The following is a 21,657-nucleotide window of genomic DNA, read 5'->3' as shown; positions in this document are numbered from 1 at the left end:
CCATGCGAGGGACGGGAAGGGAAAGAGGCCGCCTGAACCAGGCAGCCTCTTCCCATGGGTAACTTCTATTAAAGAGCCTTATCGTCCACGCCTTCCAGCCAATTCTCGATGGTGCCGATGACGGACGAGACGCAGCCGTCTTCGAACGGGGAGATCAGTCCGGCGGCGCTCACGAGCTCCGTGAAGGAGCGGCTTCCGCCCAGCCGGCACAGATCTACATATGCGTTCCATGCCGCTTCGCGGTCCTCGTGCATCTTCTTCCAGAATTGGAACGCGCAGATTTGCGCGAGCGTGTAATCGATGTAGTAGAATGGCGAGTTGAAAATATGTCCCTGCTTATGCCAGAAGCCGCCCGCCTCGAGATACGAGTTGTCCGCATAATTGCGGTGAGGCAAGTACTTCTTCTCGATCTCGCGCCAGGCTTGCTTTCGCTCGGCCGGCGTGGCGTCAGGATTCGCATAGACGAAATGCTGGAATTCGTCGACGGTAACGCCGTAAGGGATGAAGATGAGCGCGCCCGCGAGATGATCGAAACGGTATTTGTCCGCCTCTTCCTTGAAGAACAGATCCATCCAAGGCCATGTGAAGAACTCCATGCTCATGGAGTGGATCTCGCAAGCCTCGTATGTCGGGAAGGCATACTCCGGCACCGCGTAGTCTCTGCTCTCGTACACCTGGAACGCGTGGCCCGCCTCGTGCGTCAGCACGTCGATGTCGCCCGATGTCCCGTTGAAGTTGGAGAAAATATAAGGCGCCTGATGCTCGCTGAGGTACGTGCAGTAGCCGCCGCCTTGTTTGCCTTTCTTGGCGACAAGATCCATCAGCTCGTTGTCCTGCATGAACTGGAAGAAGGCGTCCGTCTCCGGCGACAGCTCGGCGTACATCTTCTTTCCGTTCGCTACGATCCAGTCCGGGTCGCCCTTCGGCGTGGCGTTGCCGGAGAGGAACGCCAGATTCTCGTCGTAGTACAGCAGATCGTCCACGCCGATGCGGCTGCGTTGGCGTTCCTTGAGCTTCGATGCTGCCGGTACGATATACTCCAGCACTTGCTCGCGGAACTTCGCGACCATCTCCGCGCTGTAATCGGTGCGCTGCATGCGGGCATAGCCCAGCTCTACGAAGCTTTCGAAGCCCAGCTTCTTCGCGATGCGCGCGCGTGTCTTCACGAGCTCGTCGTACAGGCGGTCGAATTCGGCTTCGTTCTCCGCCATGAAGCCGGAGGAAGCCTCAGCGGCGCGCTTGCGCATGCCGCGATCCGTCGACTGCTGGAACGGGGCAAGCTGCGCGAGCGTCCGCTCTTCGCCTTCGAACGGAATTTTCGCGGAGGCGATCAGCTTCGTATAAGCCGTGGTCAGCTTGTTCTCTTGCTGCAGATCCTCGATCACCTCGGGGCTGAACGTCTTCAGCGACAGTTCGGCGAGCTGGAACAGCTGGCGTCCCCACTTGGCCTCAAGCTGCTCGCGGAACTTCGAGCCGACGAGCGAGCGGTAGTAATCGGTTATGTATTCCTGCACGACGGGGCCGTTCTCGTCGAAGAAATCCTGCTCGGCCTTGTAGAACTCGTCGGTGGTGTCAATGGAGTGACGGATGCTCGCGATCGTCTGCATCGTATCGAACTCGCTGCGCAGCTTGTTCAGTCCGGTCATTGCCTCGTCCTGCTTCTCGTAGCTGTCCGCTGCTTCGAATGCGGCCAGAAGCTCCTTGAACTTGGCCTCGAACGCCTTCACCTCTGGACGTTCATACGTATATTCGCTAAATTTCATTCCGGTGCCACCCGCTTTCATGGGATTAGAATTCACAATGGCTTACAGAAGAGTATTCTGTATAATGCCATTGTAAGCCATTCGCGATCGTAAATAAATGTAGACAATCGCTATAACAAGACGTTACCGAATCCGACGCGATAGCTGTATCTTCCCTCTTCGATCCGATATAATGGGAACATATAACAACGCGGACAGGCATGAACCTAATACGGGTGGAAGGAGTCTGAGCGAATGCTTGATGATTTCTGGGATGACAGCGATTATGCGCTCAAGGAATACGTGTCGGAGCCGCCGACGGACGAGTTGATCGCGTCGATCGAGGAGGAGCTAGGTTACAAGCTGCCTGCATTCTACGTGGCGATGATGAAGGAGCATAACGGGGGGATTCCCAGAAACGTATGCTTCCCCACGACGGAGCGCACCTCCTGGGCGGAGGATCATATGATGATTTCCGGCATACTCGGCATCGGGCGCGACAAGGCGAATTCGCTTGGCGGGGAATTCGGCAGCCAATTCATGATCGAAGAGTGGGGATATCCGGATATCGGCGTGGTGATCTGCGACTGCCCGTCGGCCGGCCATGATGTCGTCATGCTGGATTACCGCAAGTGCGGTCCGGACGGCGAGCCTGAAGTTATCCATGTCGATCAGGAATGGGACTACCGCGTGACGTTTCTAGCCCCGAGCTTCGAGGCTTTTGTCCGAGGCTTGGTGCATGAAGACATGTTCGAGTAACGAAAGCATTGGACATGTTGCGGAAAGAGCATGTATTTTGCCAACATATGGGGTACAATGGTAATGCGATCGAGAGGGAAAGGGGAATACAGAACGTGGCAAACGAAGAATTGGTCATGACGCCGGAAGGCTTAAGAAAGATTGAAGAGGAGCTTGAAGAGCTCAAAACGGTGAAGCGCAAGGAGTTGTCCGAGCGGCTGAAAGTAGCGATCAGCTACGGCGACTTGAAGGAGAATAGCGAATACCATTCGGCCAAGGACGATCAGGCCCATATGGAGACCCGGATCCTGCAGCTGGAGAGAATGCTCAAGATCGCGCGCGTCGTGGATACGGGCAGCATCAGCACGGGACATGTCGTTGTAGGCTCGTTGGTTACGTTGAACGACGTCGAATTTAACGAGAAGATCGAATACCGCGTGGTCGGTCCGGCCGAAGCGGATGTCGCGGACAACAAGATCTCTTATGAAAGCCCGCTCGGCAAAGAGCTGATGGGCAAGAAGGTCGGCGACAAGATTCAAGTGAACGCTCCAGTGGGCATTATTGAGTACGAGCTTCTAGAGATTAAGGTCTAAAGATGTAAACTCCCAAATAGGCTGTTCAACAATCGTCGATTGACGGTGTTGGCAGCCTTTTTTTGTGCAGTGAATCTTCATGAAGCTGCTGGGGTATGGTAATAAAAAGCGAGCAGCACTGGACAAAAAGGGGAATGGAACAGTGGACAAGGATATACTCCAAGAGAACAACACCTTAGTCTCCAAGGATCGATTTTTCGTCACCATAGAGTCCATAGGGTATTTCGAGGTGAAGAACGAGCAGCTGCCATTGTTAGTGGAGAAGGGGAAGCAGGCGACGGTCGGGGATTACATCCGGTTGATAAAGGAGCATTACCAAGAGGATGCCGAATTGACGAACATCACGCCTTATATGGAGTTCCGGGTGAAGCACCCGAAGCCGAAGGGGACGCGCGGTTTTAAAGTGTTGAGGATGACGAGGGATTTCACTTACAGACCGGTGACGAAAATATAAAAAGAGGGCAGCCGACCAATTGGGTTCGGCTGCTTTTTTGCTATTAGACTGACGAGTTACTCAGATGCCGTTACCGCATCTAAAGCCACTTCGATCATGTCATTGAAGGTGGTCTGTCTCTCCAGCGACGTTGTTTCTTCTCCGGTTAGGATATGGTCGCTGACGGTGAGCACGCATAGGCCTTTGACCCGGAATTTATTGGTCAAATAATACAACACAGCTGCTTCCATCTCAATCGCAAGCACGCCATGGCGGCCCAGCTCGGCAGTCATCTCCTTGTCCTCGGAGTAGAACATGTCCGAAGACAGCACGTTGCCGACGCGCAGCTGAAGGCCTTTCTTCTTGCCTGCCTCGTAAGCCTTCATAATGAGCTCGAAATCGCCGATTTGCGGGAAGTCGTAGCCCGGGAACCGGTTGCGGATGATCGCCGAGTTCGTTGCGGCAGCTTGCGCGATAATGACGTCGCGTACTTTGACGTCCGGCTGGATGGCGCCGCATGTGCCGACTCGCACCAGGTTTTTGACGCCGTAGTCGTTGATCAGCTCGTGTATGTAGATGGCGGCCGACGGCATGCCCATGCCTGTCCCCTGAACGGAGACGCGTTTTCCCTTATACGTGCCGGTATAGCCGAGCATGCCTCGTACCTGGTTGTAGCAGACGGCATTCTCAAGGAACGTCTCGGCGATATATTTGGCCCGGAGCGGGTCGCCCGGCAGCAGGATCGTTTCGGCGATTTCGCCCGGTTTGGCTTCAATATGCACACTCATGTTCATGTCCTCCGTAAACTCGAAATTGTGAATGGATCGGATCCTGTTTTAGCATAGCATATTTGCAGCCAAAACCCATAAAAGATGAGGCGCTAACCAATTGTAGCCGGCAAAACGAATGGCTTCTTGCGCGGACAGGCTTTGGTTTTATTACAAAATTCAAGACGACGAAGAGGCCGAGCCGGTCATGCAGGAGCTGGTTCGTATTCTGCGGGAAGGCCAAGCGGACGGGACGTTCGGCGAGTTTCGGGCGGAAGTGATGGCGAACGCGATTCAGGGCGCGATCGGGGAATACATGCTGAATCCGGCCGTCATTCGGCATATCGGGCTTGCGGCCTACACGGAGGAGCTGATCCGCACCTTTGAGAAGGCGGTCTGCCGCCAGTAGAGAGAAGGCTGGGACGGAGAACAAGCCGGGACGAATGGCGTCTCGGCTTGTTTATTCGTTAGGCATTCGCCGCGGTCCGCTCCAGCTCCTTGCGGACGATCGGAGCGACCTTGGTGCCGAGCAGCTCAATGGAGCGCAGTACTTCGCGATGCGGCATGGAGCCGATATCGACGTGGTGGAAGAAACGGGTGAGTCCCAGATTTTTGTGGAGCAGCACGATTTTCTCCGCCACATATTCAGGATCGCCGACGTACAGGGCGCCGCGCAGGCTGCGCGCATTGTCGTATGCCGCCCGGTCGTAGTGCGGCCAGCCGCGTTCCCTGCCGATCGTGTTCATCTGAGCTTGGTTGTACGGGAAGAAGAGATCGGCCGCTTCCTCCGTCGAGTCGGCAAGGAAGCCGTGCGAATGAGTCGCGATCTGAAGCTTGCTTGGATCATGCCCGGCTTTTGCCGCGGCTTGCTTGTAAAGGTTAACAAGCGGCGCGAACCGCTCCGGCATGCCTCCGATAATGGCGAATACGATCGGCAGGCCGAGCATGCCCGCCCGCACGGCCGATTCCGGATTGCCTCCGCTTGCGATCCATACCGGAAGGGGCTCTTGAACGGCACGCGGGTAGACGCCGCGGTTGCTGATGGCCGGGCGATGGCCGCCGCGCCAGTTCACTTTCTCGTTCTCGCGAATGTGGAGCAGCAGCTCCAGATTTTGCTCGAACAGCTCGTCGTAGTCGTCGAGGTTCTGCCCGAACAGCGGGAACGATTCGATGAACGAGCCTCTGCCGGCCATTATTTCCGCTCTGCCGTTCGACAACCCGTCCACGGTGGCGAAGTCCTGATAGACGCGGACCGGGTCATCCGATGATAATACGGTTACGGCACTGCTTAGCCGGATCCGCTTGGTTTGCGTTGCCGCCGCGGCGAGTACGAGCGCCGGCGCGCTGGCCGCGTAGTCGGCGCGATGATGCTCGCCTACTCCGTAGACGTCGAGGCCGACCTGGTCCGCGAGCACGATCTCCTCCACCGCGTTGCGCAGCCGCTCCGCGTGGCTGATTGGGGCTCCGGTCTTCGGATGCGGTGTCGTTTCTAGAAAGGTACTGATTCCTATATCAAACATGGCGTGACGCCTCCTTTTTTGTTGCTTCTATTTTACTATAAAAATTAATGTAAATCAATAAAAGTAAGTTATTTTAGTGTTGGGGTCTACTTCAGTTGGATTGTTCGGGTAGTTTTCCCGATTTCGGAGGAAATAGAGGTGCCAGGCACGTCTAAAGGTAAAAGGAGGGGTTGGATGTGGATGAGCGACAGCTGCTAGCATACGGTTTGTCCTTGATTGCGCAATGCAAGCGCGCGACGGGGGATATATGGCAGGCTCATATCGGGGCGGCGGCCATTGGGGGTTATTTTCTCGCGCACGAGTACGGCCTGGATGATGAAACGGCGGAAGCGATTAGATCGCAAGCCGATCGGATGCGGGCGAAGCATCCGACGGTTAAAGCGGCGAGCTCATCTCCCGACTGCGTCCCAGAGCGAGCGGAAGCCATGATTGCCGATGCGCTGGAGCAGACGCTAGATAGGCTGCATTGGGTGGGGCATAACGTCATCTACTCGGCAGTCAGCCTCAAAGCGTTGCGCGAGCTGGGGCAATGGGGCAACGAGGATGACATAGCAGGCATCGTGGAGCTGATTCGCGCCTTCAAAGGCACGATCCCCGGCCGCTCATGGATCGGCGTGACCGCTTCCGAAGTGAAGAGGATGTCGATCGAGGAAAGCGACGGCATGCCGCGGATTGAAGGAGCGGATCAGCTGTCCGAATTCGTGCTCGTCGAGCTGGCCGCGTTCCAGACGATCTATAGGGCGGAATCGCATCATGATTTGATCGGGCATCTGCTAACCTTCTCCCATGGGCTGAATATGCTGCACGATCTAGGGTTCCGTGAGCTGTTCGAGAAAGGAGTCCCTTCCCTGCTCGTCCTGGCGAAGGCTCTCAGAGGCAGCCGGATCGTAGAGCGAGCAGAGGCGGTAAAGCTTGTCTCTCCCGTCGATAGGCTGCCGCTCGTTCGCTCGCCCCGGTCCGCTCATCTCCCGCATGAACGAGAGTACTGGCAACAGGATTTCGCGGGGCATGACTGGGATTTCGGGCATGTGTTCAAATTCCCGTTCAGCTTCTACGACCATCTTCGGCGCGTAACCGATGAATCGCTGCGTGCGCGAGCGATGGAGCAATTCCGCTACATCGTGCAGTCGAATCTAGTGAAGGCGTAGGCGCGAAGGGCCATAACCAAACCCAAGGCAGCACCGAAAAAACAGGCAAGCGGCTTACGGCCGCATGCCTGTTTTTTGTGTTATATGGAGGAGGACTCGGGATAGCGATCCGGCATCGTCCGCCGGGCAGGCGATACTGGGGTATGGACCATCAGCGTCACAAGAGCGGCCGTCACCGAGAAGGCCGCCGGGGGGAAGACGAGATACGTATCCTCCCAGTTCGGCTCGAATTTATTTTTGAATTCGTATAAGCCCTTGAAGTTATAAAGACGATTCCCGTATTTGTACAGCAATCTGGCGGCAAGCATGTCGTTGATATTCGCGAGCGGCGCCATGCCGAGGCTGCAGTGCCCGAAGCCTTGCTCCTTGGCCCATAGGCAGAGAGACAGGATGAGATAATCCATCGTCCCTTGCGGGCAATCATCCGAATAGCGCATGAGGTCGACCGTAAGCTGAGCATCCCCAGAAGCCACTTGGCATGCGCCCGCGACGGTCAGGAACGCTTCGATCCCGCCGTCAGGCCCTGTCATTAGCGCGACCGGGAACCGGCTGACGTATTCGCGGCTGAAAGCGCCGACGGAGAAGCTTTTCTCCTTGCGCTTCTGCAGCCACTGGGAGGATACCGCCTCCAGGCGGTCCAGCAGCTGGCCTGTATAGGGTGGCATAACCACCCGGAATTCATACCCGCTCTTGCGGAACTTGCTTAACCGGTTGCGCTGCTTCAGCCAGGCTTTGCCGTTCAGATGGAAGCCGGCCAAATCGATAATGGCTTCCTCGCCGATCTTGGCCGCCCGCATGCCCAGCTCCCGGTACACCGGCAGCATGTCCGATTTGGTCTGATAGAAAGCGGGGATGCACCGCTCTCTCTTGCAGCTCTCGACAAACTGCTGAACGACGCGCTTCATGGCGCGGGGATGGCCGGAAGGATCGCCGAGCGCGATTCTGCGGTTCCCGATGGATCGGTACGCGATGACCGCCTCGCGTTTGGAATCCCAGAACCATTCTTTATCGCCCAAGTAGTACAAGTGAGTATGCGAACGGTGTCCGCAGCGTTCGATCAGGCGATGAAGCCGAGTCTCCGTCATGCGATCCATGTGTATAATCAACCCTCCGTGCGGATTCTAGATGTCGTCCGATGCGTCTACTTCTTAATCATCGGCATTTCACTTGAATCATTATAGAGGGGCGCCCATGACGGAGCAATGGTATATGATTCAAGCGCGCGAAGCATCCGCGGCGATGGCCATCATCCGTTCGACAGCTTGACGAACGCCCTCCGGGCTGCTGATCATCGGCAGGTGGCCGCTGGCCAGCTCGAAGACATGGGTCCGCCCGAAGCGCTGAATCATCCGGTCCTGCAGCTGGGGCGTTACTTCCAGATCCTTCGTAAGCTTCACGTACAGCTTCGGAATATCCGGTACCGGCGCGCCAATTCGTTCGGTGTATAGGAGCCTGGATTCAGCCGCAAAATGACGCACGATCTCATCCGTCTGCGCCGGCTCCAAGTCGCTGCACAGATTGGCGCGAAGCAGCTTCTCGGGCGGTCTCGTTCCGGACAGCCGCAACAGAAGAGGGAGTATCCATCTTGCGGGAAGCGGCAGCGCCGATAGGAAGGAGCCGCCGCCCTCCGGAATAATCGCCCCGACGGCCGCTAATCCGACCACGCGGTCGCGGAACCGGCGCGCCAGCTCAAACGCAAGAACGCCGCTAATCGAATGGGCGACGAGAATGAATTTCCGAACCTCCCAATTCTCGATCTGCCGGGCCAGGTCTTCCACATAATCTTGAAGCGACAGTCCCCTTCTCTGTTCTTCCGGCGCGTCGCGCAGGGGAAAGTCCGCCAGCAGGCACGGATACGGCAATCCTTCCGCCGCCTCGCGCCATACGCTGCCTCTCAGCCCAACACCGTGTATGAAGACGACGCCGATTTGTTCTTGTGTTTTATCGTTCATATTCCATATGCCTCCCTGTACCTAGTTTGTTCTCATCTCTTGAAATCATCATATCTTCTAAACAAGACAGATAATGTCTTATTTAAAAAGTAATATCGTAGTAAAATGACAGGAAAGGAAGGGGGAGCCTGTATGCAGAAAGCGCAGCGTCTCATCCAATTAATTATGATCATTAACGCCCGCCGTTCGTTCACCGTAGGCGAGCTTGCCGAGGAATTCGGGTTATCGAAGCGCACGATTGCCAGAGATCTGGAGGAGCTGAGCGAGCTCGGCATCCCGATCTACTCGATTCAAGGCAGAGGCGGGGGCTTCATGCTGCTGCGGGAGAGGCTGCTGCCTCCGATCAGCTTCACGGAAGGCGAGGCCGTCGCGTTATTTTTCGCTTGCCATTCGCTATCGTTCTATGGCTCGCTTCCGTTCGGGGAGGGCGCGGACAGCGCGCTTCACAAGTTTTATCATTATTTGCCCGCCGACCTGAAAGCGAAGATCGACGCGATGAAGGAGCGGGTCATGCTGTGGAGTCCATACCGGGAAATGTCGGAGGAAGTGCTTCGGACGCTGCTGCAGGCGATCATGGAACAGTCGGCGGTAACGATAACCTATCGATCGGGCGGAGGGGAGACGGTGCGGGACATTCAGCCGATCGGCTTGTATGCCAGCTCCGGCTATTGGTATTGCCCCGCCTACTGCATGCTTCGCGGTGAGATCCGGCAGTTCCGGGCCGACCGGATCGTATCCGCCGTCTTGAACCCGGACATCCCGTGCCGGGAGGACATCGCGGCGCTGTCGCTGCGTGATAAGCCGGACAGCAGTCTGAGAGAGCAGACGGAGCTGCGCGTCACTTTAACGGCCGGCGGCGTTAGGCAGCTGGAGTCGAACCCCAGGTTCTCCCGGTTTATCCGGCGGCAGGAGGACGGAAGCGGGACGGTCGTCATGTCGATCGCCAGAGACGAGACGGCGTTCTACGCCGACCTTATTTGGACCTTGGGCGAAGCTGCGCGAATTGAAGGGCCGGAGGAGGCCGTGGAACATATCCTGCGCAAGCTGGATGCTCTATCCTCCAGGTACCATCGCTGCTAAAAGAAGGAAAACACAGCCCGGATCCAGAATACAGGGAGAACGACTGAGACGGGGATGTCAGGAACAAGAAGAGGGGGAGGCTTTTTTGCAAGGGAAATACGCTCTGCCATATGTATGGACCCTAACGGCGCTGCTGATGATGGCGGCAGTCCTTAGCGGTTGCTCCGGCATCGTTCAGAGCTTCGGCGAAGGGTTCAGGGAGGGTCTTCATGGCACCGAGGAGGAGCGCCGGATCCAGGCATTGAACGAGGCGGGGTACACGCTCATTGAAGAAGGAAGCTTCGAGGAGGCGGTCGTGAAGCTGGAGGAGGCCGTCCGGCTCGTCTACGAGCTGCATCCCGAATACGAGACGCTGGAAGAGGAACGGGACGTCTCGGGGGATTTGGATACGCCGTTTAATAATTTGAGCTGGGCTTATAACGAGCTCGGCGAATTCGAGGAGAGCCTACGCTTCATCGAGCGCTCGCTGCTGCTCCTGCCGAACACGGAAGCGGAATACGTGAACAAAGGCAACGCGCTGTACGGCTTGAACCGCAGCGAAGAGGCGCTGGAGCAGTACAATTTGGCGATTGAGGATAACAGGAGAAGCGAAAGCGCCTATTACGGCAGAGGCATGATCTATTATGACGAGGGCAAATTCAAGGAGGCGGCCGACGATTTCAACCGGTATCTCTCGTTCGATTCTAGCGATTACGATGCAGCCGAGATGCTGCTCTATTCGTTGATCGGCCAGGAGGAAGCGGGGGAAGCGCTGAAGTTCGCGGACAAATGGTTCGGCGATTATCCCGAGCGTTTCGAAGCGTACCGCTTGAAGGCGATAGCACTCGAATATGCGGGGAAAGAGGAAGAGCTTGAGGCTTTCGGCCGGCTCGCGGCCGAGAAGTTCCCGGATCTCCCCGAAGCGCAAGAGCTGCCGGGCGAGCTGTACTATGACGGGGGAAATTACGAAGCCTCCATCGCTTATTTTCGCGATAGGCTGGAGGTGAACCCTGAAGATAGAGCTTCGTATGTCTGGCTGATCCGGAATTTCACGGCGACGGAGGATCTGGCAAGCGCCGAAGCGCTCTATGCGGAGGCGGAGCCGCTGTTTCTGGCGGACCCGGAGCTGCTGGAGGCGATGGGCGATCTGTATGGGAACGCATGGCGGTATGTAGAGGGGGCGCGGTACTATGGGCTGGCGGCCGAGCTGGATCCGTCCGACGAGTGGTATGCGGCGGCCAAGCTGGAGGCGTTGTACAGCGGCAATCGCATGGTAGAGTGCGCGGCCTACGGCGCCGAGAAGCTGGACCCGGAAAGCTCGTTCACTTCCATTGCGTACTATACCGGGCTTTGCGAGCTCGAGAGGGGCGAATATGAAGCAGCGGTCCGTATGTTCGAGCATGCCGTGGGCGTCGATCCCACCGATTACATGGCCTATGCGCAGTTGGCATACGCCAGCCTGCAGCTTGGACTCGACGCGGAAGCGCGCGAATATGCGGACATCACGCTGGGAATGGTCGAGAACGATTCGACCGCTGAGTATGTGGCGCAAGAGCTGGAGGACAGGAAACGTCCGCTTGGCGAGAGGGTGGAGCAGTTCTTCCGGGAAAATTATCTTTACCAAGAGAGCTCCTCGAACTGGGACGAGGCATTCGCGGGCATAAGCTCGCGAAGCGCGACTGCCGAACAAATCGCCCTCGTGGTAGACCAAGCGAAGAGACCGGATGACCCGTTCACGTTCGTGATCTATGGCGAGGATTACGAGCAGTTGACGGAAGGCGGCGGAGAGCAGGTTACCTACCACGAAGAAGACGATCTGCTCTACGTGTCGATTCCATCCTTCGACGCGGAGACGGACGATCGGTTCATCTCGATCTTGGATGCCGTGAAGCAGCCCGAGAACAAGACGCTGGCGCTGGACCTGCGGGGCAATGCGGGAGGAAGATCCGACAGCGCCAACCGGATGCTGGACGCGCTGCTTCCGGATTACGCGGCGAGCACGATGATCTACAGCGACGGGTATACGGAGAGCTACTATTCCGATGCTTCCTCCATCGCGTTCGATTCCATCTATATTCTGGTAGACGAGAATTCCGCCAGCGCCGCGGAGCTTCTCGCGCTCGGACTGAAATCTTATCTGCCGAACGTGACGATCGTCGGCAGGCAGACTTACGGCAAGGGCGTCGGCCAGGTCGTGTTCGAGGACCGCAGCGCGAAAATCATGGTATTCGTCGTCAACTTCTATTGGAACGTGAAGCAGAAGAACATATCGGAGGAGAAGATCCGTCCCGATATCGAGGTGGAGGGCAACGCCTTGGAGAGCTTCATGAGGCCCGTGCGGGAACGCTCTCGCGCAGGGTGAGTTCCATAAGTTCATAAGGACCCGGAGGAGCTTAGCTCTGTCCGGGTTTTTTCCATTTGCATAAAAAGGTAATGGAATAGGCATACAATAAAGGTTATCGTATGCAAGCGGGAGGGGGCGGCTATGTCGGTATTCAAGCAGCCTAGAAGACGAAGAGCCCATTTGAGCGGTTCCGGCATCACGCATATCCAGTGGCATAATCCTTATATGGTCGCCTGGTGGTCCGCGGCGTTCCCCGGCTTCGGCCATCTTATATTGAATCAATACGTACGCGGCGTGCTGCTTACCTTATCCGAGGTTTTGGTCAATACGCTTGCGCATATTAACGATGCAATGGTGTATTCGTTCACTGGCAGATTCGAGCTCGCGATCGAGGTGCTCGAGCCGAGATGGGCGTACGCGTATTTGCTCATCTACATGCTGGCCATGTGGGACAGCTATCGGTCCGCCCTGCAGAACAACGCGCACGTTCAATTGGCGGAGCTCGAGAATGCCCGCCTCCAGCCTTTCTATCTGGGTAAGATGGAGCTTCACTATTTGGAGAGGAAGAGCCCGTGGAAAGCCGCGATCTTCTCGTTCGCCTTCCCGGGCTATGGACAGCTGTACAACCACCGCGTCGGTCTGGGCTTCTACGGCATGGGATGGTGGCTCATCTATCTTACTTTTTCGCACTTCTATACAGCCCTATTGCGTCTCACGCAGGGGCAGGTGGCGGAATCCACGTTGACCCTGAATGCGCATTGGCTGATGTTTATGCCGTCGGTCATCGGAGGCTCCATCTACCATGCATTCGATACGGCCATCGAGCATAACCGCTTGTTCAAGGTGGAACAGCTGCAATATTTTCGAGAGAAGTACGGGAGCTCCCGGGTAACCATTTTTTCGGAGAATAGGGTGAAGTAATGATCGTGATCGGATCGTTCATGCAGACGATGGAATTGGAGACGGCGCTCACTCTCTTGGAGCATCACGGCATCCAGTCTAGTCGAATTGTCGTCGTGCCTATGAGCGGAAGCGAGAATATCAAAGCTTCGATTCCTTCGCAGACGGGAACGATTCAGGAGAAAGCGTTCGAGATCGGCATCGCCGTGGCGACCGCCCTCGGCGTCATCGGGACCAGCATCGGCTTCTCGAACCGGCTGGGGCCTCTGTTATGGGGTTTGATCTTCGCCTTCGGCGGGGGACTCATTACATTTTTTATTGCCGCCCTTTGCATGAAGAAGAAACAGAAGCACTTGCGAAAACGCAATGGCAAGGCGCGCGCGGGACGACGTCCGGAGCTTACGGTCATGATCGAATGCGAGCCGGAACGAGCGGATTGGGTGAGCCAGCTCTTATGGGAGCATGAAGCGATGGCGGTAGGACGTATGGGGGAAAACGAAGTACGGGAAAGCTAAACATGCCTCGGAGTTCCCGACAACGGCCGAATACGCTTCTCGCGCGTTTCATCCGCCTTTGCGTCCTATCGATAGGAATGAAAGAGAGCCGCCGTTCATGGGAATAGATTCCCTTGGACGGCGGCTCTTCGCGTTGTGCTGCAGCTTGAACTTATCCACGATAAACCGCGATTCGACATAATACGACAATTTGAATTTATTTCATAAATGCGAAGCCCCTTCGTACAAAAGAACTATTCAAAAATGCAGGCGGTCAGCCGAAAATATAGGGAAGAGTATTTGTCAGTTTGTGTCGAAATCAGTCGTGAGCGACGTTTTCTTCTGACCTCATCCATCAATAGACATCTATAGAAAAGAGGAAATCATTCATGGAGCATGTGCACGGTACATACGACGGGGCGTTAGTCGTTTTCTCATACGTGGTGGCGGTTGTCGCGTCCTACACGGTTCTCGACCTTGTCGGGAGAATCGGCTCGTCCTCGGGAAAATTCCGATGGTTGTGGCTGCTGTTCGGGGCCGCGGCGATGGGGATGGGCATTTGGTCGATGCATTTCGTCGGGATGCTTGCGTTCTCCTTGCATGTGCCGGTTGCTTATGATCTCGTGACGATCATCGTATCCGTTATCGCCGCGATTGCCGGTTCCTTCGTCTCGCTGGCGATCGTGGGGCGGAACGAGCTAAATGTCAGGCAGCTGATCGGCGGGGGCCTTCTGCTCGCGGCGGGCATCGTCGCGATGCATTATATCGGAATGGACGCCATGCTGATCGATATTGACTATAATCCGTATTACGTGGGACTGTCGGTAGTGATCGCCATCGTCGCGGCTATTGTGGCGTTCTGGCTGTCGTTCTACTTCCGCAAGGAGAACGATAAGTGGCAGGTGTGGAAGAAAGCGATTAGCGCCCTCATCATGGGCGCGGCCGTTGTCGGCATGCATTATACGGGAATGTTCGCGGCTAATTTTTATTTTGGCGCCAAATACCATACCACGGCGGGCATCGTTCTGGATCAGAAGTGGCTGGCTTATTTCATCACAAGCGGCACGCTTCTGACGCTGGGGCTGTCGCTGCTCGGCATCTTTATCTCCAACCGCTTCTCGCGCAAGGATTCGGAGATCCAAGCCGGCTTTATGTGGTACAAGTCGCTCTTCGACAACAATCAGGACGGCATTATGACCGTCGATCTGAATTATCGAATCATGGCCTTTAACCCCGCGATGACAAAGCTTACGGGGCTGACCGGCGAGACGCTCGTGAATCAGGGCGTGGATCAGATCCTGCCTTATATCGTCGAGGAGGAGCGGGAGCGGACGAGAGAGATGTTCATGCGCTCCTTCGGCGGCAGTATCCAAAATTACGAGACGGCCGTTACGCACCAGAACGGGAATCGCGTCGACCTGCAGGTCATTAACGTGCCGGTAGTTATCGAAGACAAGGTTGTCGGCAATTACATTATGGCCCGGGATATTACGGATGAGAAACGCGCCAAGGAGAGAATCCAGCATCAGGCGCTCCATGACGAATTGACGGGCCTTCCCAACAGAAGGATGTTTAACAGCCTGCTTGCGGAGAAAATCGAAGGAAACCCGCAGCGGTTCGCCGTCATGGTCATGGACATCGACCGGTTCAAGCTGATCAACGATTCGCTGGGCCACATGTACGGGGATCTTTTCCTAAGGGAAGTCAGCAAGCGGATCGGCAGCTGCATCGAAGGAATGGACGTGACGCTGGCTCGAATGGGCGGGGACGAATTCACGCTGCTCTGCGACGGCAAATACAGAAACGATGAGCTGGCGGAGCTCGCGGAGAGGATTATCCGTTCGATCAGCCATCCCTATCGTCTTAAGGACAATGATTTCTACGTGACGGCGAGCATCGGGATCGCGCTGTACCCGGGCGACGGCGGGGATGCGGTGCAGCTGCTGAAGAACGCGGACACGGCGATGTACGAAGTGAAGAAGAACGGGAAAAACGGCTTCAAATTTTATTCCAGCGATCTTCACACGAAGCTTCAGGAGAAAATCGAACTGGAGGGCTATTTGCGCAAAGCCTTATCGTTGAACGAATTTTTTCTGCACTACCAGCCTCAATTCCGCGCGACCGATAACCAGATCGTCGGGGTAGAAGCGCTGGTGCGATGGCGGCATCCGAGCCGGGGCGTCGTATCTCCGGGCATCTTCATCCCCATCGCGGAGGAGACGGGCATTATTTACGAGCTCGGGAGCTGGGTGCTTAGAGAAGCATGCCGGCAGATGAAGGAGTGGCACGAGGCGGGAGGTCCGCTTATTCCGGTTTCCGTTAATCTGTCCTCGCAGCAGTTTCATCAGCCGAATTTGAGCTCATATATTCAATCGATTCTGGAAGAGACGGGGCTGGCTCCGCAATATTTGGAGCTCGAGATTACCGAAAGCATGATGATGGACCCCGGCACCTCGACCAGCATTCTGAACGAGCTGAGCGAGTGCGGCATACGGATCAGCCTCGACGATTTCGGCACGGGCTACAGTTCGCTCAGCTATCTGAAGCTGCTGCCTATTCATAAGCTGAAGATCGACCGTTCCTTCATCCGCGACATAACGGAAAATCCGAACGACAAGGCGATCGTCGCCACGATCATCTCGATGGCGCAGCATCTCAAGATGGACGTCATCGCGGAAGGCATCGAGACGAAGGAGCAGCTCGACGTGCTGATGGCGAACGACTGCAAGGAGATTCAGGGCTATTACTTCAGCAAGCCGCTGCCGGCGGACGAGCTGGTGGAGGCGTTTCTCAAGATGAAGCGTGAAGTGTAACCTATTCTTCTGTTCGAAAGAAATTATAAGATTGGATTATACCAAACGAAAAGACAGTGGCAGTCATGGACCTGGAAATTAAAGTCCTAGACTGCCACTGTTTTATTCTTGCTCCAAGCCATTCTTCATTGCATTCCCAGTCATCCCCTTTATTTCACCCTCTAAAGCAACCCCTGCAGCATTTGAGGCGGGATACGACGCTTGGTGGATGCTTCACCTTATAAATCCGGTAAATTCCCTGATCTGGTCCCGACTCGGTACAGTGTTGAGATACCTTCATAATTGAACATCATGCTCATCCCCATGGAGGAATGTCTTAGATTATGGCAATGCATCATCCACAAGCCCGGGTTATCCGCCTTCACATATACCTCATAGAATTCGCCTTCTTGCGTTGCCAGGGTATCTAGAATAATAGGGCTACCGGTCAGCGGGCGGCCATTTCGGCTTAAAACCTGAAAGACGTGCCCATGCAGATGAAAAGGATGATCGCCTCCCCCATTGTTGATAATCGTAAGCTTCACCCGCTCACCTTCTTTCACGACGATCGGGGGGATTTCATGAAAGCTCTTGCCGTTAATCGATTTGACGAACAGCGTTTGACCAAGCTCGAGTGTAAAGCTCTTATCGATGATCAGGTTCCCGACAGGGGCAAGCGGATCCGGTGCTCCGTAATTCGTCCAGTCGAACAGCGAGTAATCGGAACGAGACTTAGGATCGCTCCCTGCTCCCAGTACCGCCCTCAAACCGGAATCGTTAGCGACGATCACCTTGCCTTCTTGTGGCATCTGCAACAGCAGATCGTAGCGTTGCCCCGCCGCTATTTGGAATTGAACATTTTCCAGTACCCCCGGCTCGCGAAGGTCATGGCCATCCATGGCGATAATACGGTAAGCTGCCCCGTTCACGCTTATTGTTTCCGTTTCGTTCGCTGCATTGACCATTCGTAGCCGAACCGTGCTTCCGGGGCTTGCCTGGATAGTTACGCCTTTGGTTGAACCGTTCATGAGCCATGTTCCGTTCAATTGCTGGATAAGAAGAGTCTCCTCTTGTTCGTACTCAGAGCGTTTCTTCAGAGGCTCGACTATGAGCTTTCCGAGCAAGCCCTTCTCGACCTGTACCGAGCTGGCTTGATGGGAATGATACCAGTAGGTACCCGGATGGTCGGCAATGAATTCATACGTAAACTGCTCCCCGGGCTTAACCGCTTCTTGCGTTACTCCGGCTACGCCATCCTGCGAACAGGGGAGGATGATCCCATGCCAGTGGATAGTGACGCCCTCCTTTATGTCTGTATTCTTCAGCACGATACGAAGTCTTTCTCCCTCTGTCACTCGTATTTCCGGACCGGGCGTAAGGCCATTGAAGGTCCATACCAGCTCGGTTTGCCCATTATCTAATTTATTCTCGTGTTGTGCGGCTGTAAGATAATATTCACGTACAGGCTCATTTCCAGCTTTCTCGGTAATCGCTTCGCACCCTGTGGCAGCTGCATCATGCATGGTTCCATGATCATGCCCGTTCATGCCGCCCATATGATGCATAGCAGCCATATTGACTTCAAACGGTTTTTGCAATCGCATTTGCCAAAAATACGTGAGAATGACGCTCCCCAACAGAATGACCACTGCTAGGCCGGCGATTCCGGTTTTACCTTTCCATGTCCATTGTCGCATAATCCGACTCCTTGTGTTTATTGATCAATCCATTACTTAAAACTATGGGTAATTAGGCGATAAAGCATTATGGTTCAAATTACTGCTTCTTTAGGGCCGGAATGACGGTAAGAACAACGCTTGCACCCAGGATCGCCAATGCGGCAGCACCCAGGAACACCCAAGCGAAGCCGCTCGTCAACGCTTGCGGTTGCGAAACGCCCTGCTCAAGCAGGCTTTCCGTCCTGGCTGAGGATAAAGCTGTTAAAACCGCGATGCCAATTGCTCCGCCGATTTGTTGGCTCGTATTCACTAAGCCGCTTGCAAGCCCTGCTTCGTCATCGTCCACTCCGTGTACCGCAGCCTCCGTCCCGGAAACGAATGCGCCGCCCAATCCGACTCCAATCAGCAAGGAAGGACCAAGCAAGTGAATAGTGAATGCAGCATTGATTGGCGCAAAAGAAAGCCATATGAGGCCTGCCGCCAGCAAAATTAGAGAGGCAGCCAGCGGGCGGCGTGTCCCGAATGCTTTGACTATGGCAGGGACAACGCCCGCGATCGCAACCAAAGCACCTGCCATGGGAAGCTGAGTAAGGCCTGCTTTCATCGCGTCATAGCGCAGCACCTGTTGCATATAAACGGAGAGTGCAAAGAATAATGCCGTAGTCGCGCCCCCTATGAGGAACATCGCCAGATTGCCGCCAGTCACCCATCGATTGCGGAAGATGGACAGCGGCATGAGGGGATTTGCCACCCGTTTCTCCAAGAAGATGAACAAAGAGAGCAGAATAACAGCCGCGCCCGCTAATATCAGCGTCTGAGGCGATGACCAACCGACGCGTTCCGTTCCGGCGAGTGCGGCGACCAGTGCCGTTATGGCAGCGGTCACAGCTGCCGCACCCGTCATATCCAAGCCAGTGCGCTCGCTAGGAGCATCTTTAGAGATTAAGAAAGGCACTGCCGCCATGATCAGAACACCGACGGGAACGTTCACGAAAAATACCGATGACCAGCCTAAGGAGGAGGTTAGAACTCCGCCCAATAAAACACCCGCCGCGCTTCCGATACCCGCGACTGCCCCCCAGATGCCCAATGCTTTCGCCCGGTCCTTCGGATCTGCAAACAGTTTGGTTAGGAGAGCGAGTGCGGCCGGTGCCAGGAGGGCGGCCGAGGTGCCTTGAACCGCTCTGGCGACTAACAACCACTCCCCAGATATAGACACTCCCGCGGCCGCCGAAGCGACGGTGAAGCCGCCAACGCCGGCAATAAACAATCTCCGATGCCCAAACCGGTCAGACAGCCTGCCGCCTAGTAGAAGCAGTCCGCCAAACGGCAACACATAAGCCGTAATAACCCAGCCGAGCATATTGGTTCCCAAGTGGAGTTCGGAGCCTATCGCGGGAAGCGCAATATTCACGATGGAAGCGTCTAGCACGACCAAGAATTGGGCCAATGCGAGTGCGATCAATGCCCACCATCGATAGGACATTGCCCCTGGTAATTCCTTTAACGATTGAGCCATTACTGTCATGATAATGTTACTCCTCATCTACTATTTTTTGAGTGATCAATCAATTACTAGACATTAAAATATCACTTCTTTTTCTGCAATTCTCGAATGGTCGCCGCAATGCCAACCTCAGGTCTGGTAGCCGGAATAGCCCCGATATGGCGCCGGTACTTCTCCCCGCTTAAGCGCAGCGGTTCTTCCGTTAAGTACAGCATTTCCACAACCTCTTTCATGACGGGAACGAATAATCCCAGTAGCGATAGTCCAACCTTCCCGAGGGCAATGACGGGCTTATTCATGCCGCTTGCCTGTTGGGCAATACGGACAATCTCGCGGCCGGAGATAATGTCCGAACCAGGAATATTCCAGTTCTGCCCATAAGCCTGCTCGCGTCCCGCAAGCTCCGCAATCATGATTGCCGCGTCAGGCAGATACACGTATTCACGCGGCGTTTTCATATTCCCTACGAAAAACGCCATTTTCCCAGCTGCGATTGCTTCGAGCGTTCCGCCTAAATACGAAGCTTGATTGGCGGTTGGCCCATAATAATCCGGAAGGCGTACAATCATTGGGCGTGCCTTGCTCCATCTGCTGCTAAAGATCATCTGCTCAAAGGCAAGCCGCACTTTTCCCTTCTTCGTATGAGGCTGCTTAGGATGATCCTCGGTCACGCGTTCCATTTGTCTTCGTCCATAGGGGTAGATTCCATCAATGACGACTACCTTCAAGCTCAGTCGGTCGGCTGCTTCCATTATGGATTCCCCGAGAGGAATCAACTTGGTCGCCATCTCGTTGTAAGGGACGTTCGCGCAATGGAATAGTACATCCGCATCTTCTGCCGCGGCCGTAATATCATCCGTCCGGAATGCATCCCCGATTGCAAGCAACAGGTAAGAAGGGTTTCCTAACTGGCTGGCAAGTTCCTCTAGCTTTTGGCGAGACCGTCCGAAGGCAATCGTCGGCACTCCCCGTTTTACAAGTTCAGATACGATAACCGCGCCTGTGCCGCCTGTAGCTCCAATAACAATTGCTTTGTTCATCATTCTTCATCTCCCGATTAGTTTTTTGGTTAGTGATTGATTAATTACTCACTGTTAAACACAATATAGCACGGTGTTAGTGATTGGTCAATAACTGTTTTTCAAATTATGGCTTTCGCCATATTAAGGTTCCCGTTCGATGAGCTCCGGCATATCAAGCGCCCATGAAATATTGCACAACATCCCCCTGGCAAGGAACATGAAAGTCCGATCCTCTGGATTTTGCAGGCCCTTCTCGCGAAAAGCACTCAACACGATTTGACGCACTTCCCGAAAGCCATTACGCATCGCTTCCCGAATCGGCTCCTCACGCATCGTCTGCGCTTGCATTTGCAAATATGTCTCATTCATATGGGAGACTAAGATTTCCTTATATGCCTCAATCAAATCGCTTTCTAGTTGCTCAGGGGTTGCTGCGCTTTCCACGACCATTCGAAAGGATTGTTGGATCCTTTCCCATGAAATCTCTAATGCGCTGAGCAGCAGCGCCTCCTTCGTTGCAAAAAAACGAAACACATAGGGTTGAGAAATTTTCGCCCTTTCCGCAACCTGTGCCGTCGTCGCGCGGTAATAACCCGTTTCCGCAAATACCTCAATCGCTGCCGAGATGATTTCGGCTTTTCGATTCACGCTGCTTTTTTCATCCTTTGCCATATACCCCAACACTCCCTCTAGTTAGTGACTAATCAATTACAACTACCAAGCAGTATAGCTTATTTCCGTCTTTCATGCAAATTATAAGGCCGCCGTCAACTCGTGGCGATAACCTCTCCCGATAGCGGATGACTCTGCCGATGTTTTACACGGCTTACGGAACTCACGGCCCTTGATATGAACGAAACCTGTCAAGCGTCTGTGTCGCTCCTACGTTTTTGACGCACTTGAATAAGGGTCTGTCAAAAAGTTTTTTGACAGACTTTTCTCGCTTGTAATCTAACTACCAGTAAAG

The 21,657-nt window shown here is 54.9% G+C and carries 18 protein-coding genes and 1 pseudogene; 10 read left to right on the top strand and 9 right to left on the bottom strand.

The window, feature by feature from the left end; genetic code table 11:
* Positions 1–68 precede the first annotated feature (68 nt).
* The gene (locus NQZ67_RS23690) at positions 69–1,763 is read right to left on the bottom strand and encodes a M3 family oligoendopeptidase (RefSeq protein WP_257450843.1); all 1,695 of its coding nucleotides are present in this window, start codon (positions 1,761–1,763) and stop codon (positions 69–71) included.
* Between the two features lie 234 nt (positions 1,764–1,997).
* Here NQZ67_RS23690 and NQZ67_RS23685 point away from each other — a divergent pair.
* The 3 genes and pseudogenes from NQZ67_RS23685 to NQZ67_RS23675 form a co-directional block, all read left to right on the top strand.
* Positions 1,998–2,498 (top strand): annotated as a pseudogene (locus tag NQZ67_RS23685) (SMI1/KNR4 family protein); the annotation flags it as partial.
* 98 nt (positions 2,499–2,596) lie between these two features.
* Positions 2,597–3,073 (top strand): transcription elongation factor GreA, encoded by a 477-nt coding sequence (gene greA / locus NQZ67_RS23680; protein ID WP_257450841.1) that lies wholly within the window; start codon positions 2,597–2,599, stop codon positions 3,071–3,073.
* A gap of 142 nt (positions 3,074–3,215) precedes the next feature.
* A complete protein-coding gene (locus NQZ67_RS23675; protein ID WP_257450838.1) occupies positions 3,216–3,527 on the top strand; it encodes a hypothetical protein in 312 nt (103 codons plus the stop codon).
* Positions 3,528–3,583: 56 nt separating this feature from the next.
* Here NQZ67_RS23675 and deoD read toward each other — a convergent pair whose 3' ends face one another.
* Entirely contained in the window at positions 3,584–4,294 is a 711-nt protein-coding gene (deoD, locus tag NQZ67_RS23670) for a purine-nucleoside phosphorylase (RefSeq protein WP_257450837.1), read from the bottom strand.
* 118 nt (positions 4,295–4,412) lie between these two features.
* Here deoD and NQZ67_RS23665 point away from each other — a divergent pair, with 118 nt between their 5' ends.
* Positions 4,413–4,682: a hypothetical protein gene (locus tag NQZ67_RS23665; protein WP_257450834.1), complete on the top strand. Its 270-nt coding sequence runs from the start codon at positions 4,413–4,415 to the stop codon at positions 4,680–4,682.
* Positions 4,683–4,740: 58 nt separating this feature from the next.
* Here NQZ67_RS23665 and NQZ67_RS23660 read toward each other — a convergent pair whose 3' ends face one another.
* Positions 4,741–5,793, bottom strand: a complete 1,053-nt coding sequence (locus NQZ67_RS23660; protein ID WP_257450832.1) for an LLM class flavin-dependent oxidoreductase — start codon at positions 5,791–5,793, stop codon at positions 4,741–4,743.
* Between the two features lie 176 nt (positions 5,794–5,969).
* On the opposite strand from NQZ67_RS23660, the gene NQZ67_RS23655 reads away from it, so the two are divergent.
* Positions 5,970–6,941: a hypothetical protein gene (locus NQZ67_RS23655; RefSeq protein WP_257450830.1), complete on the top strand. Its 972-nt coding sequence runs from the start codon at positions 5,970–5,972 to the stop codon at positions 6,939–6,941.
* Positions 6,942–7,021: 80 nt separating this feature from the next.
* Here NQZ67_RS23655 and NQZ67_RS23650 read toward each other — a convergent pair whose 3' ends face one another.
* Entirely contained in the window at positions 7,022–8,035 is a 1,014-nt protein-coding gene (locus tag NQZ67_RS23650; RefSeq protein WP_257450827.1) for a phosphatidylglycerol lysyltransferase domain-containing protein, read from the bottom strand.
* Between the two features lie 120 nt (positions 8,036–8,155).
* Positions 8,156–8,893 carry an alpha/beta fold hydrolase gene (locus tag NQZ67_RS23645; RefSeq protein WP_257450825.1) on the bottom strand — a complete coding sequence of 246 codons (738 nt, stop codon included), beginning with the start codon at positions 8,891–8,893 and terminating at the stop codon, positions 8,156–8,158.
* A 132-nt stretch (positions 8,894–9,025) separates the two neighbouring features.
* Here NQZ67_RS23645 and NQZ67_RS23640 point away from each other — a divergent pair, with 132 nt between their 5' ends.
* From NQZ67_RS23640 to NQZ67_RS23620, 5 genes are all read left to right on the top strand, one after another.
* Positions 9,026–9,973, top strand: a complete 948-nt coding sequence (locus tag NQZ67_RS23640) for a helix-turn-helix transcriptional regulator (RefSeq protein ID WP_257450823.1) — start codon at positions 9,026–9,028, stop codon at positions 9,971–9,973.
* Between the two features lie 85 nt (positions 9,974–10,058).
* Positions 10,059–12,314, top strand: a complete 2,256-nt coding sequence (locus NQZ67_RS23635; protein WP_257450821.1) for a S41 family peptidase — start codon at positions 10,059–10,061, stop codon at positions 12,312–12,314.
* 123 nt (positions 12,315–12,437) lie between these two features.
* Positions 12,438–13,217 (top strand): hypothetical protein, encoded by a 780-nt coding sequence (locus tag NQZ67_RS23630; RefSeq protein ID WP_257450819.1) that lies wholly within the window; start codon positions 12,438–12,440, stop codon positions 13,215–13,217.
* Entirely contained in the window at positions 13,217–13,711 is a 495-nt protein-coding gene (locus NQZ67_RS23625) for a hypothetical protein (protein WP_257450817.1), read from the top strand. The genes NQZ67_RS23630 and NQZ67_RS23625 overlap by 1 nt, the downstream gene beginning before the upstream one ends.
* Positions 13,712–14,079: 368 nt before the next feature.
* Entirely contained in the window at positions 14,080–16,503 is a 2,424-nt protein-coding gene (locus NQZ67_RS23620; protein WP_257450795.1) for a bifunctional diguanylate cyclase/phosphodiesterase, read from the top strand.
* A 218-nt stretch (positions 16,504–16,721) separates the two neighbouring features.
* On the opposite strand, the gene NQZ67_RS23615 is transcribed toward NQZ67_RS23620, so the two are convergent.
* The 4 genes from NQZ67_RS23615 to NQZ67_RS23600 all read right to left on the bottom strand — a co-directional run bounded on the left by NQZ67_RS23615 (position 16,722) and on the right by NQZ67_RS23600 (position 21,362).
* Complete coding sequence (locus tag NQZ67_RS23615) at positions 16,722–18,179, bottom strand: multicopper oxidase family protein (RefSeq protein ID WP_257450793.1); 1,458 nt, start codon at positions 18,177–18,179, stop codon at positions 16,722–16,724.
* A gap of 79 nt (positions 18,180–18,258) precedes the next feature.
* Complete coding sequence (locus tag NQZ67_RS23610; protein WP_257450791.1) at positions 18,259–19,689, bottom strand: MFS transporter; 1,431 nt, start codon at positions 19,687–19,689, stop codon at positions 18,259–18,261.
* A gap of 62 nt (positions 19,690–19,751) precedes the next feature.
* Positions 19,752–20,708 (bottom strand): NAD-dependent epimerase/dehydratase family protein, encoded by a 957-nt coding sequence (locus NQZ67_RS23605; RefSeq protein ID WP_257451015.1) that lies wholly within the window; start codon positions 20,706–20,708, stop codon positions 19,752–19,754.
* 123 nt (positions 20,709–20,831) lie between these two features.
* Positions 20,832–21,362, bottom strand: coding sequence for a TetR/AcrR family transcriptional regulator (locus tag NQZ67_RS23600; protein WP_257450788.1), 531 nt, complete (start codon positions 21,360–21,362; stop codon positions 20,832–20,834).
* Positions 21,363–21,657 lie beyond the last annotated feature (295 nt).

It is taken from the genome of Paenibacillus soyae, assembly GCF_024623455.1.
GTDB classification, from domain to species: Bacteria; Bacillota; Bacilli; order Paenibacillales; family Paenibacillaceae; genus Pristimantibacillus; species Pristimantibacillus soyae.
Note: the sequence above shows the minus strand (reverse complement) of the source record. Positions and strands in the feature narration are given on the sequence as shown.